Annotated in this window: 6 protein-coding genes; all 6 read left to right on the top strand. The window is 41.7% G+C overall.

All coding sequences use genetic code 11. From position 1 onward, the window contains the following. Nucleotides 1–16 precede the first annotated feature (16 nt). The 6 genes from BVC88_RS03860 to BVC88_RS03835 all read left to right on the top strand — a co-directional run bounded on the left by BVC88_RS03860 (nucleotide 17) and on the right by BVC88_RS03835 (nucleotide 13,452). Complete coding sequence (locus BVC88_RS03860; protein WP_075349301.1) at nucleotides 17–1,504, top strand: RagB/SusD family nutrient uptake outer membrane protein; 1,488 nt, start codon at nucleotides 17–19, stop codon at nucleotides 1,502–1,504. A 65-nt stretch (nucleotides 1,505–1,569) separates the two neighbouring features. Continuing rightward, nucleotides 1,570–4,860: a VCBS repeat-containing protein gene (locus tag BVC88_RS03855; RefSeq protein ID WP_075349300.1), complete on the top strand. Its 3,291-nt coding sequence runs from the start codon at nucleotides 1,570–1,572 to the stop codon at nucleotides 4,858–4,860. Continuing rightward, nucleotides 4,829–5,416, top strand: coding sequence for a hypothetical protein (locus tag BVC88_RS03850; protein ID WP_245803583.1), 588 nt, complete (start codon nucleotides 4,829–4,831; stop codon nucleotides 5,414–5,416). The genes BVC88_RS03855 and BVC88_RS03850 overlap by 32 nt, the downstream gene beginning before the upstream one ends. Then, nucleotides 5,413–8,712 carry a VCBS repeat-containing protein gene (locus BVC88_RS03845; protein WP_075349298.1) on the top strand — a complete coding sequence of 1,100 codons (3,300 nt, stop codon included), beginning with the start codon at nucleotides 5,413–5,415 and terminating at the stop codon, nucleotides 8,710–8,712. Before BVC88_RS03850 ends, BVC88_RS03845 begins: the two co-directional genes overlap by 4 nt. Further along, the gene (locus tag BVC88_RS03840; protein ID WP_075349297.1) at nucleotides 8,709–11,987 is read left to right on the top strand and encodes a VCBS repeat-containing protein; all 3,279 of its coding nucleotides are present in this window, start codon (nucleotides 8,709–8,711) and stop codon (nucleotides 11,985–11,987) included. The genes BVC88_RS03845 and BVC88_RS03840 overlap by 4 nt, the downstream gene beginning before the upstream one ends. Before the next feature lie 121 nt (nucleotides 11,988–12,108). After that, nucleotides 12,109–13,452, top strand: a complete 1,344-nt coding sequence (locus BVC88_RS03835; RefSeq protein ID WP_075349453.1) for a vanadium-dependent haloperoxidase — start codon at nucleotides 12,109–12,111, stop codon at nucleotides 13,450–13,452. Nucleotides 13,453–13,607 lie beyond the last annotated feature (155 nt).

The following is a 13,607-nucleotide window of genomic DNA, read 5'->3' as shown; positions in this document are numbered from 1 at the left end:
ATCAAATCACAGAGATATGTTAAAATATATAAGTAAAATCTGTCTAGTGATCCCCGCGGTATTCCTCTTGGGATCATGCTGGGAGCTCGATCAGGAGGTACTCGATGGAGTAACTGCTGAAGACATCGCTAATAGCACTAACCCACAATTGATTGACGTTTTGAAAGCATCTGCTTATTCAAGAATCGTTGGTAGCTGGGGTGGTCACAATAGTATTTGGTCTATTTATGAAGTATCATCTAATGAGATGGCAATCCCTCAAAAAGGTGCTGACTGGGAAGATGGTGGACTTTGGTTGAGAATGCATAGACATACTTGGCAGCCATCTGACGAGGCTTTCAACAACTCTTGGAACTATTGCTACACTGCTGTAGGTGAAATTAACAACTTGATCATTTCTTACCCAGATGTAGTAGCACTGAATGCTGAATTGAAGGTACTAAGAGCTTTGGTTTACCTTTGGTTGATTGATAGCTTCGGAAATGTGCCTATCATTACTGAAGCATCTTCTGGTGGTAATCCAACTAACAATAGCCGTCAGGAAGTCTTCAACTTTATTGAGTCTTCAATCAAAGAGAATATTGATCTTCTTCCTAAGGCAGATACCAAGACAACCCTGAACTATTACAGTGCTCAGGCAATTCTTGCTAAGTTGTATTTGAATGCTGAAATCTATACCGGAACAGCAAAGTGGGCTGAAGCTGAGGCAGCTGCTGACGAAGTTATAGCTGGCCCTTATTCATTGACCACAAACTTCTTCGCTAACTTCTCGACAAGAAATGGTGGATCTACTGAAAACATTCTGACGCTTCCTTATGATCAGGATAATGCCGGAGGATTCAACTTGGTACAGATGACGCTTCACTACCTAAGCCAAAACACCTACAATCTTCAAGAGCAGCCATGGAATGGATATGCTTCTTTGGAAGAGTTTTACAATTCTTTTGATGATTCAGATATTAGAAAAAGCTCATTCTTGGAAGGTCCTCAGTTTGCCGCAGATGGTTCTAGATTAAATGACATCTCTGCTGAAGCAAATGATCCTGATGGACAGCCGTTGACTTTCACTCCAGAGATCAATCAGCTTGCACCTAATGCATTCAGACAGGCTGGAGTACGTGTTGGTAAATTCGAGTTTGCAACCGGTGCTGCATCAAGTTTGAGTAATGATTATCCACTCTTCAGACTTGCTGATATTATTTTGGTTAAAGCTGAAGCAGCTTTCCGTCAAGGAAAAACTGCAGCAGCGCTTACTGCAATTAATCAGGTAAGAACCAGAGCAGGTGTTGCGCCTTTGGCGTCAGTTACCTTAGATGCTTTGTATAATGAGCGTGGTTTTGAAATGTTTGCTGAAGCTTCAAGAAGAACTGACCAGATCAGATTCGGTAAGTGGAATCAGCCATGGTGGGAAAAAGGACAATCAGAGCCATTCAGAGCTTTGTTCCCAATTCCATTGCAGCAGATCAATGCTAACCCAAGCTTAGTACAAAATCCAGGTTACTAATTGAATATAATCACCCTATTAAAAGGAAGTGTACATTTGTGCACTTCCTTTTTTTTAAAATACTCATGAAGAAGCATCAAAATCCGATTACACTGATTTTAATCCTTCTTTTTTCCTGCAGTCAGGAAAAACAAACTAACCCTACACTTTTCAAACTTCTCTCTTCCGAATCAACAGGAATCGAATTCAGAAATGACCTGAATTATACAGAATCGGTAAATCCTTACACCTTCCGCAACTTTTATAATGGAGCAGGAGTTGCATTGGGAGACATTAATAATGATGGCTTGCTTGATATTTTTTTCGCAGGAAATCAAACCTCAAATAGACTTTACCTCAATCAGGGAGACCTGAAATTCAAAGATATTACCATCGATGCAGGATTAGCATCTGATGGCATTTGGTCCACAGGCGTGAGTATGGTGGATCTCAACAATGATGGACTTCTCGATATTTTTGTATGCAAATCCGGACCTCCCGATGGAGAAAAACGGCATAACGAGCTTTTTATCAATCAAGGCGATTTAACTTTTTCAGAGCAATCTGAAGCCTACGGAATTGCTGACTCGGGCCTTTCTCAGCATGCTGTGTTTTTTGATTTTGACAAGGACGGCGATCTGGATATGTACCTGCTTTCTAATTCTGGACGATCCGTGGGAATCTATGACCTCAGAAAAGGCCAAAGGGAAGAGCGAGATCCCGAGGGCGGAAATAAACTCTACAGAAACGATGGTTCCAAATTCACTGATGTCAGTGTTGCTGCTGGAATTTACGGAAGCGTTATCGGATACGGACTTGGAGTCACTGTAGCGGATTTAAATAATGATTCTTGGCCAGATTTATATGTGTCAAATGATTTTTTTGAGCGCGATTACCTCTACCTGAATAATCAGGACGGAACTTTCAAAGAATTACTTCCAGAAGTTCTTTCGGAAATCAGTCTAGGATCCATGGGGGCTGATATTGGAGATCTAGACAATGATACCCGCCCTGATATTTTTGTAACAGAAATGCTTCCTGAGGACATGGCCAGAGTTAAAACCAAAACTCCATTTGAGGATTGGGATAAATCACAAGCAAATTTCCAGGCAGGATATCATCATCAATTTACCCGAAATACGCTCCAACGAAATCTAGGCTTTCGGCCAGGAAGTAATCTACCTGTCTTTACAGAAGTGTCGCGTCAAGCAGGTGTGCATGCGACCGATTGGAGCTGGGGAGCCCTGATCTTTGATGCGGACAATGATGGATTCAAAGACATTTTCGTTGCCAATGGAATTGTCAAAGATTTGACTGATTTCGACTTTGTGGATTTCTACGTCAATAATCAGGAGAATATCAATGAATTCCGTGCTGATTCTGTCTTGTTAACCAAGATGATTGACGAATTCCCTTCCGTACCTCAGCAAAATTACTGGTACAAAAACAATGGGAATTGGGAGTTTGAAAATCTTGCACAGACGGTTGGTTTGGATCAACTCACTTTTAGCACAGGGGCAGTTTATGGGGATTTAGATAACGATGGGGATTTGGAATTGATCGTCAACAACCTAAACGAACGTGCCTTTATTTTTCAAAATCTTGCAGTGGAAAACAAAAGTGGCAATTTCCTAAAAGTAGATCTTGGAAATTCTTTCGGAGCCAAAGTGATTTGCTACGGAGAAGGGAAATCTTTCTACCAAGAGTTTCAACCGGTCAAAGGATACATGTCATCGGTCGATCAGAAACTCCATTTCGGACTGGGAAATATCAATAGTCTCGATTCCGTAAAAATCATTTGGCCAGACAATCAAGTGACATTATTGGAGGTGGTGTCTACAAATCAAGAACTTAAACCTGAAAAGAAACTTGGAAATTCTTTGAAGGAAAGAGTCTCACCAAACAAGAGGTTACTGCTTCAGCAATCAGAACTCAACTTGCCTTTCAGCCAAATTCAAAATGATTTTATTGATTTTGATAGAGATCGGCTTCGATTCTGGATGATCAGTGACGAAGGTCCGAAAGCTGCAAAAGCAGATGTCAATGGAGATGGATTGGAAGATATTTTCATCCCAGGTTCGAAAGGAATCTCTTCCGTACTTTTAATTCAAAATCCAGACGGCACTTTCAAGAAGTCTATCCAAACAGACATTGAAGCTGACCAAGAAGCCGAGGATGTGGCTGCCTATTTTCATGATTTAAATGGAGACCAATTTCCAGACTTACTCTTGGCCAGTGGAAGTCTGGAATTTCCAATGAATGATTCTCGTTATTCAGATCGTATTTATCTGAATGATGGAAAAGGAAATTTCTCAAAAATTGAGACCCGATTTCCAACTACTCCGACAGCATTTATCCTTGCCAATGACTGGGATCGGGATGGAGATCTGGATTTAGCTATTGGGGAGCGGACGGTTCCATTCGCCTATGGAATACCAGTTGGGATTACCTTCTGGGAAAATAATGGGGAAGCAATCTTCAAGGATATTTCGTTTGAAATCGCTCCAGATTTAAAGACTTTGGGCATGCTGACAGCTGGAGCATTCGAAGACTTGGATGGAGATGAAAATCCTGAATTAATAGTAACTGGGGAATGGATGCAAATTCGAATTTTCAGTTTAGCAGAAAACAAGTTTGTCGAAAAAACTACTGATTTTGGTTTTGAAAATACTTTTGGGCTTTGGAATTCGCTCTTGGTAGATGATCTAAATGGTGATGGAAAAGCCGATATTTTCGCAGGAAACAGGGGACTGAATACCAGATTAAAATCTAATTCAACGCATGAACTGCGGATGCTTGTGAATGATTTTGATCAAAACGGGGCCATAGAGCAGATTCTTGTAGACTTCGATGGGAAAAGTTCAATTCCTTGGGTCATGAAGAATACAATCTTGAAGCAAATCCCGTCTCTGCGGAAGCAATTAATTACCTATGATTCCTACAAGGATCGGGATTTAGAGTCACTTTTCCCTGAAACCATTCTTTCAAAATCAGTAACTTTGCGGGCACAAACATTAAAAACGACCCTTTGGTTAAATGAGGGAAACGGCAAGTTTAAAGAAAGTCAAATCCCCTCCGAAATTCAGCAAGCTCCCGTTTATGCATTGGAAAAAATCATTTCTGAAAACGGAAAAACCCAAATTGCTCTCGGTGGAAATCAAAGCAGGATAAAACCTGAGCTAGGCTCTCAAATGGGAAGCTACGGTTGGCTAATCGAATTGCAGGCAGATGGCTCTTGGAAATGTTTTCTTCCTGAGGAAAGTGGACTTTTCGTCACTGGTGAAATCCGTGATTTTGCCCAAATAAAAATCAAAAACCTTAACTATTTACTAGTATTTAGAACAAATGAAAACCCAATCGCTTTTGAGATCCGCTAAACTTGTCATCATTATGGCACTTGTCCTGCTGAGCTCTTGTAAATCTGAATATGAAAAAGTAGAAAGCCGAGAACTCGCTTCCGGGAAAATTGTAAATGAGATTTTTCTAGGCTTGGAACTGGGAATGGATAAAAAGAAATTTTACGAAACCTGCTGGGATTTGAACAAGCAGGGTGTATTATCAAATGGTCCGGGCGAACTCTCCATTGAATACAACGCAGAACTCCCTTCCGGAAACCCAGCTAAAATGAGATTTTACCCCAAATTTGAGGATGATAAAATCTACATGATGCCAGTAGAATTTACTTATGAAGGTTGGGCTCCATGGAACGAAGAACTAGCTGTTGAAAAACTTCGAGAAGATGTGGTGGCATTTTATGAGCAATGGTTTGGACCCGGCTTTTTCGAAGTGACTAATGAAGACAAGACTCAAATTGTATTTGTGAAAATAGATGGAAATAGACGGATCCGGGTTTTCAAGAAACATGAGTCTGTCGTAAGAGCTGAGATTATGGATTTGAAATTCAAAAAAGAACAAGCAAAAAAGCCTGCATGAAAAAAGAAATTTTAGCTTTTTCGGCTTTCCTGCTTGTATTGGCTTGTCAGGAAAAAAAAGAGCCTATCTCCTCACCCCTATTTGAACAAATCAAGGCTGAGCAGTCTGGAGTAGACTTTAGGAATGACCTGACTTTCGATGAGTCCTTCAATATTTTCACCTATCGTAATTATTATAATGGTGGCGGCGTAGCACTTGGTGACGTGAATAATGATGGTCTGCTCGATATTTATTTCACAGCCAATCTTGGGCCTAATCAGCTTTACCTCAATAAAGGTGATTTCAAATTTGAAAATGTAACCCAAAAAGCAGGCGTAGCCGGAACCCGGGCTTGGAGTACGGGAGTTGCCATGGCAGATGTTAATGGGGATGGACTATTGGATATTTATGTTTGTAATTCAGGAGATATTTCTGGTGACAACAAGCAAAACGAATTATTCATCAATCAGGGAGACGGGACTTTTTCCGAACAGGCAGAAGCTTACGGTTTAGCCGATCAAGGCTTTTCTACCCATGCGGTTTTCTTTGATTATGATAAAGACGGAGACCTGGATGTCTACTTGCTGAACAACAGCTATCAGGCCATTGGCACCTTCAATAAAATGCAAAATGAGCGCCCCAAACGAGATGAAGTGGGTGGTGATAAGCTTTTTAGAAATGATGGAAATCGATTTGTAGATGTCAGCGAAGAAGCTGGTATTTTCGGTTCGATCATAGGTTTCGGACTCGGAATCACCATCGGTGATGTGAATCAGGATACCTGGCCTGACATTTTCATTTCAAATGATTTCTTTGAGAAGGATTACCTCTACATCAATAATCAGGACGGAACCTTCACAGAATCACTGGAATCTGCGATGCAATCTATTTCAGCAGCATCTATGGGGGCAGATATTGCAGATATCAATGGAGATGGATTACTGGATATTTTTGTCACCGACATGCTCCCTGACTCCCCTACCCGACTGAAGCAAGTCACCACTTTTGAAAACTGGGACAAGTTCCAATTCAATAAGACCCACGGGTATCACTACCAATTCTCCAGAAATATGCTTCATATTAACAATGGTGATGGCACATTCAGTGAAATGGGTAGGCTGGCAAATGTAGAAGCAACAGACTGGAGCTGGGGAGCTCTACTTTTTGACATGGATAATGATGGCAAGCGGGACCTTTTCGTAGCCAATGGGATTTACCAGGACATTACAGATCTGGATTACCTGAATTTTATCGATGACGATGAAACAAAGGTGAAAATTATCTCCGAATCAGGGGTGAATTATAAAGCCTTAATCGACCCTATCCCGATCAATCCTATTCCAAATTTTGCTTATCGGAATCTCGGAGAATTGAAATTTGAGAATATGGCTGAGCAATGGGGCCTTGGCGAAGCGATTCATTCAAATGGCGCTGCTTATGGTGATTTGGATAATGATGGCACACTGGATTTGGTAGTCAGCAATGTGAATAAACCAGCCTCAATTTTCAAAAATATGGGCCGGACGCTTTCGCCTGAAAATCATTTCATCCAACTTCAACTTGAAGGTAAAGGAGCAAATACGGCCGGAATTGGAGCACAAATCCAAGTGATAGCCGAAGGGGAATTATTCTACACCGAACAAATTCCAAATCGCGGATTCCAATCATCTGTAGACCCCAAACTGACGATAGGTTTAGGAAATAAGTCTCAGATAGAAAAAATCAAAGTGCTTTGGCCGGATGGCAAATTGACACTTTTGGAAAATATTCCAGCCGATCAACTTCTCACATTAAAATGGTCAGAAGCAGTGGATCTTCCCGCTGGAGAAACATTCTTTGCACGTAAGCAGACACCAAGATTCAAGAAATCCGAATCTGAAGAACTGGACTTTTTGCATCAAGAGAACCCCATGGTTGATTTTGACCGGGATCGTCTGACCTACCACATGTATTCTTCCGAAGGTCCAGCTTTTGCCAAAGCTGATGTAAATGGAGACGGTATTGAAGATCTTTATTTTGGCGGAGCCAAAGGATTTAAAGGAAAACTCTTTCTCGGAAATTCAATTGGAAGCTATGTGTTTTCTGAGCAAGCTGTCTTTATTTCAGACGCCAGTTCCGAAGATACTGACGCACTGTTTTTTGATGCCAATCTGGATGGTTTTTCAGACCTCTATGTCTGCTCCGGCGGAAATGAATTCCCATTAGCTGCAACAGAACTATCCGATCGCCTTTACTTGAATGACGGAAAAGGGAATTTCACCAAGACCTTTGCTGGGTTTGAAGCGATTACTGAAAGTAGTGCTGTGGCTTTACCAATTGACCTCAATGAGGACGGGGCGACAGATTTGATCGTCGGCACACGGCTTGTGCCCTATGTCTATGGAGCACCTGCTTCCAGCAGCATCTGGATCAATGATGGAAAGGGAAATTTCTCCAATCAGACCGCAACTCTGGCTCCGGCATTCAAGGAATTAGGAATGGTCACAGATGGGAAAGTCACTGATTGGGACGGAGATGGAAAAGCGGATTTGATTTTTGTGGGTGACTGGGCCGCACCGATTTTCTTCCGAAATACCGGAGGAAAACTGGATAAAATCGAAATGCCCGAGCTGTCAAATCTCAAAGGTTGGTACCGGGCTTTGGAAGTAGCCGACCTGGATGGAAATGGTCTTCCTGATTTAATATTGGGAAACAATGGATTGAATTCAAGATTTAAAGCTTCGCCGGAAACTCCAGTCAAAATGTACTTGAATGACTTTGATCAAAATGGATCCATCGAGCATCTTTTTGTCAGAGAAGTTGAAGGAAAGCAGATTCCTTATGTTTTAAAACATGAACTGGAAAAGCAAATCCCGATCATTAAGAAGCGGTACATCAAATATGAAACCTATAACAATCAGACTTTTTCGGAAATTTTTCCTCCCGAAGTGATCTCTAGATCAATTGTTAGCGAATTGAATAATCTTGAATCAGGCGTTCTGATGAATCAGGGAAATGGGAAATTTGAGTGGAAGCCCTTCCCAAGAATGGCTCAGCGATCTTACATTTTTGCGATTCATTCGGAGGATCTTGATGGGGACGGAAAGCTGGATTTGATCTTGGCAGGAAATCTGACTCAAGCCAAGCCTGAGGTGGGTAAATACGATGCGAGCTATGGTGAAGTACTTCTTGGAAATGGTGATGGGACATTCCGTTTCTGGCCAAATGCTGAGAACGGATTGAAGCTTTTTGGGGATATTCGGGCGATTTCAAAAATCGCTCCCGACAAACTCCTCTTTGTGAAGAATAGTGGAAACGCAGAAATCTGGAAGTTTTGAAGCAGAACCAATTTATTTCTCTAATTGTATTTGCGCTAGCTTCAATCGCTTTCTTTTCCTGCAAAGAGGAAAAAGAACCCCGCCTTTTTGAGCTGGTTCCATCTGAAAAATCGGGAGTTGATTTTCAAAACAAACTCATTTCATCCGACTCGCTAAATATCCTCGAATACCTGTATTTCTACAATGGAGGAGGCATCGCGATCGGAGATATCAATAATGACGGATTGGCTGATTTGTACTTTTCAGGAAATCAGGTTTCCAATAAACTCTACCTCAATAAGGGGAATTTTCAATTTGAGGATATTACCGATAAGGCCGGAGTTTCAGGTGATGGAGGTTGGTCCACGGGGGTGACCATGGCGGATGTCAATGGTGATGGGCTCTTGGATATTTATGTCTGCCAGGTGGGAGATTACAAGCAGCTAAGCGGAAAAAACAAACTCTATCTCAATCAAGGCAATGAGACATTTATTGACTTGGCTGAGGCTTACGGGGTAGATTTCAAAGGATTCAGTACACAGGCAGCCTTTTTCGATTACGATCGAGATGGAGATCTTGATATGTATCTATTGAATCATTCCGTGAAATCACCAGAAGTTTTTGCCAAAGCCATCAATCGAGGTAAACCTGATTCAGAAGGAGACCGCCTGTTTAAGAACCTTGCGGTTGAAGGTGAGCGAGGATTTGTAGATGTAACGGAATCAGCGGGAATCTATTCGAGTATTTTGGGATTTGGACTGGGGGTTGGGGTCGATGACGTCAACAATGACGGTTGGCCGGACCTCTACATCTCCAATGATTTTACAGAAAATGATTACCTCTATCTGAATCAACAGAATGGCACCTTCAAGGAATCTCTGGATTCTTTGATCTCAAATACCAGTCGGTACAGTATGGGAAATGATCTCGGAGATCTCAATGGCGACGGCCTACCAGAGATTTTTACCACAGATATGCTTCCCGAGGATCCAGAGATTTGGATGAAATCGGTAGGTGAAGACAAGGCCGAGGTGTATCAGATCAAAAAACAATTTGGCTATTCCGATCAATACGTTCGAAACAACTTGCAATTGAATCTGGGTGAAAAAGGCTTTAGCGAAATCGCTTTGTACGCAGACGTCTTTGCATCCGATTGGAGCTGGTCTCCCTTGATTTTTGATATGGATAATGATGGACTCAAAGATATCCATGTCACCAATGGAATTGTGAAGCGACCAAACGATTTAGACTTTATCCAGTACAGTCAGGAAGTCGATCCAAATACTAAAATGGAAGAGTTACGAAAGAATCAGATCGAGCTCCTTCCCACGGTCAAGCTGCCCAATTATACTTTCCGTCAGGGTTCAGAATTACATTTCACGAATGAAAGTAAAACTTGGGGTCTCGACCAACCCAGTTATTCCAATGGCTCAGCCTATGCAGACTTGGACAAAGATGGGGATTTGGATTTGGTCATTAACAACTTGGACCAACCTGCTTTTATTTACCAAAATCACTCGGAAAAAGGCGGAAATTCTTCCATTTCCATTGATCTCAAAGGAAGTGGATTGAACCCATTTGCCATAGGTGCCAAAGTATCTGTCTTTGCAAACGACAAATCTTTGCATCAATTTAACTCCTCCACCCGCGGATTCCAGTCAGGCACGACTTCTTCGATGGTCTTCGGATTAGGTGAAACTGTAAATGTGGATTCTGTAATCGTAAGATGGCCTGATGGAAATCTTGAATCATTCACCAGTTTGACAGTTGGAGCAAAGAACCCGCTTATTCAGGGAACTGGAAAATCAATCTCAGAAAATCCAATTCTGGAGTCAGCTCAATCGGAATTCCCTATCATAACTTGGAGACATGAGGAAAAAAATGAAGTTGATGAGACTAAGCGTGAATACCTAATCCCCAAAAGCTTTGCTTCGCAGGGACCTGCCTTGGCGGTTGGAGATATAAATGGGGATGGCCTGGAAGATATTTATCTGGGTGGAGCAAAAGATCAAGCCGGAGCTATTTTTCTTCAGACCGAAACTGGAAAATTTATCTCCTCACCTAGCCCAATCTTCGAGATGCTTGCCAAAGCGGAGGATGTGATCGCCGAGTTTGCAGACTTCAACCGAGATGGAAATCTAGACCTTTATGTGGGTAGCGGAGGTAATGAATACCCCAGTGGCAACCTTTTCAATTTTGATCGTGTCTATTTCGGGGATGGCAAAGGTGGATTCAACTTTATCCCAAATGCTTTGCCTCCAATTGGCGAAAACACCTCGAGCATTGCGATCCATGACTTTGATCAGGATGGTGATTTAGACATTTTCGTGGGAGCATCTATTGTCACTGGCGATTATGGCGCCACTTCCAAAAGTTCATTACTTGTAAATCAAGGGAACGGCTTTTTCAAAGATGAGACCCTAGCCAGATTTGGTCAACAAATCGATTTTGGGATGGTCAATGCTGCTTCTTGGGCAGATCTTGATAATGATGGTCAATTGGAATTAATCCTAAGTGGGGATTGGCAAGCTATTCGAGTTTTTGGAATGACTGCTGAAAACAGCTTTCAGGAAAAAGTAATTATAGGACTGGAAAAATCTGCAGGCTGGATCGAAAGTCTATTGGCTGCTGATGTAAATGGCGACGGAAGAATCGATTTGATCACTGGAAATCTTGGTCTCAACTCCAAGCTGAAAGCAAGTACTGAAAAACCTGTTTGGTTTTACCATCATGATTTCGACGGCAATGGTCAGGCAGAACCCCTTATTTTCCACTATATGGGCGAAAAACTTGTGCCTTTTGCGACTCGGGATGATTTGATCAAACAAATCCCAAGTCTGAAGCGAAAACATTCTTCCTATGCAGAATATTCCAAAAGCAGTCAGCCAAGTGATCTTTTTTCAAAAGAAATTTTAGAAAAAGTTGAAAAAAAAGCTGCTTACGAATTTCGATCCGGGGCCTATATCCAGCAGGCCGATGGTTCATTTCTATTTTCCCCATTCCCATTCCTTGCACAACTAAGCCCTATTCAGTCACTGGTTTGGGATGAAGAAGGAAGTCAAAGGATTACTATGGCAGGCAATTTCAATGATTTCCGGGTGGACTTAGGGAAAAACACAGCGATGGCTTTTCAAGCTTTTCTATATAAAGATGGAAAATGGATCATGACTCCAATTAAAAACAATATCCCAAATCAGGCTGAAATCAAAAAACTCAAATCTGTCCAAGTAGCAGGAAAATCCCATCAATTAGCTGCTAGCAATAATGGCGGATTGTATTGGGTTAAAGTTGATTAATGTCATTTGCAAGCAATTTTAAATCCCCTAGCTTTGGGATCCCTTTTCAATTGAATCAGTGGAATTTATGTCCTTAAAGCCTGATTTATTAAATTTGCCCCATCAAGTTTCTCTCACCAATATGCGAACCCTAAAAATTCTTCTGCTTTCAGGAATCATCCTCCTTGGCTTTTCCTGCCAGGAACCTGTCGATTATTCCAATGCAATTACGGATGGTCATTACCTAAACCAAGCACAAGATCGAGTGACGCAAGTCATTATTCACGACATTTTCTCTCCACCAGTAGCTGCCCGTATCTATTCCTATGCTTCTATAGCAGCCTATGAAGTAGCAGCGGCAACTGATCCAGCCTACGCCTCCCTTTTTGGTCAATTGAGAGGTTCAGAAGCAAAAGTTTTCAAGCCTTCAGATAAAGTTTATCCTCCGCTTGCAGCTTTGGCAGCCTATTATACTATGGGAACTACCTTGATTTTTTCTGAAGAAATGATGAACGAACATCGAGATGCAGCCTATGCAGAGTTGAAAGAAAAAGGAATTCCGGATGATGTATTTGAAGCTTCTATTGCATTCGGGCAAGAAGTAGCAGCGGCTATTAAAGAATATTCATCAAAAGACAACTACCATCAAAGCCGATCCTTCCCGAAATATACAGTTACAGGAGAGTTAGGAACCTGGGAACCCACTCCACCTGCCTACATGGAAGGAATCGAGCCACATTGGAATAAGATCCGAACTTTTGTATTGGATTCCGCAGCTCAATTTAAGCCTTTGGCTCCGCCTCCATTTTCTACAGAAAAAGGAACTCCATTCTACAATCTTGCTGATGAAGTCTATAAAGCAGCAATTAATGCAAACGAAGAGCAGCAAAATATTGCTTTGTTTTGGGATTGTAACCCTTACAAAGTCAATGTAAAAGGACATGTGATGTTTGCTGAGAAAAAAATCACTCCAGGAGGTCATTGGATGAGCATTGCTGCAATCGCAGCAAAAGGTGCTGGAAAAGATTGGAAGGGAACAGCGGAAGCATTTGCCTTGACTGGGATTTCGCTAAACGAAGCTTTCATCTCTTGCTGGGATGAAAAATACCGAAGCAAACTGATCCGTCCAGAAACTTACATCAATCAATACATAGATGAAGAATGGGTACCACTATTGCAGACCCCTCCTTTCCCTGAACATACCAGTGGTCATTCCGTAGCTTCGGCTGCTTCAGCTTACACTCTTGGTCAACTTTTCGGAGATGAATTTCATTTGGTAGACAGTTCGGAGGTAGCTTATGGATTACCGGTCCGGGAGTTTGAATCCTTTAGCGGAGCAGCCAAAGAGGCTGCAATCAGTCGATTTTATGGAGGAATTCACTACATGCCAGCAATCGAAGATGGGGTCAAGCAGGGAACCCAAATCGGGGAATTTATCTGGACAAGAATCAGCACAAAGCCTGAAAAACTTGCATTGAAGAACTAAATGGGAAGCAGTCAGAAATGGCTGCTTTTTTTGTTTAAAGACTGGAAAAGTTATTTTTCAGTTAAGAAATAGCCCTTTTGCAAGGTTATTGTTTTAATTCCTCTGAAGATTGAGTACCTTCTTTCATCACCTTTTTGATTAGGGATTTACCCCTT

Source organism: Algoriphagus marinus (assembly GCF_001936475.1).
Classification (GTDB): Bacteria; Bacteroidota; Bacteroidia; order Cytophagales; family Cyclobacteriaceae; genus Algoriphagus; species Algoriphagus marinus.
The sequence above is the reverse complement of the archived record's forward strand: the minus strand, read 5'-3'. Positions and strand labels throughout refer to the sequence as shown.

Coding starts and splice junctions, on each gene's coding strand:
- BVC88_RS03845 (WP_075349298.1), top strand. CDS start 5,413: ATGAAAAAAGAAATTTTAGCTTTTTCGGCTTTCCTGCTTGTATTGGCT.
- BVC88_RS03855 (WP_075349300.1), top strand. CDS start 1,570: ATGAAGAAGCATCAAAATCCGATTACACTGATTTTAATCCTTCTTTTT.
- BVC88_RS03860 (WP_075349301.1), top strand. CDS start 17: ATGTTAAAATATATAAGTAAAATCTGTCTAGTGATCCCCGCGGTATTC.
- BVC88_RS03835 (WP_075349453.1), top strand. CDS start 12,109: ATGCGAACCCTAAAAATTCTTCTGCTTTCAGGAATCATCCTCCTTGGC.
- BVC88_RS03850 (WP_245803583.1), top strand. CDS start 4,829: ATGAAAACCCAATCGCTTTTGAGATCCGCTAAACTTGTCATCATTATG.